Genomic DNA, 459 nt, shown 5'->3' on the forward strand with positions numbered 1-459 from the left:
TCTTAAACTATCATTTCACTAAAATGCTAGACCCTAGTGATTGGCCGAACTTACCAAACGGTTCAGTTGCGTTCTTTGATGAGTGCCAAGACTTTTTTCCACCAATTAACTCAGCGGCCAAAAAGCCAGAAAGCTATGATAGGTTTAGAACTCACCGACACAAGGGTGTTGATATACATCTAATAACGCAGCATGGTTCGTTTGTTGATACGATAATTCGGTTTACGTGTAATAGACACGTTCACTTTTTTAATCCAAATAATGGCGATAAGCTTAAGCGTTTTCAGAAAAATAAATACTTTGATGTCGATAACTCTACAGCGCGAGAAGCATGCGAAATAACAACGGTAACACGCGATAAATCGTTTTACGGGGTCTATTGGTCTGCTGATGAGCATACAGCTAAATTTAAGCTGCCAAAGGCCTATATAACGATTGCAGTGCTTGTTGCTGTGATGC

Annotated in this window: 1 protein-coding gene; it reads left to right on the forward strand. The window is 39.9% G+C overall.

All coding sequences use genetic code 11. From position 1 onward, the window contains the following. Positions 1–459, forward strand: a 459-nt coding sequence (locus AB9K37_RS00415; RefSeq protein ID WP_369835095.1) for a zonular occludens toxin domain-containing protein, incomplete at both ends; no start/stop codon positions are given.

The organism is Donghicola sp. XS_ASV15, from assembly GCF_041224595.1.
Lineage (GTDB): Bacteria > Pseudomonadota > Alphaproteobacteria > Rhodobacterales > Rhodobacteraceae > Donghicola.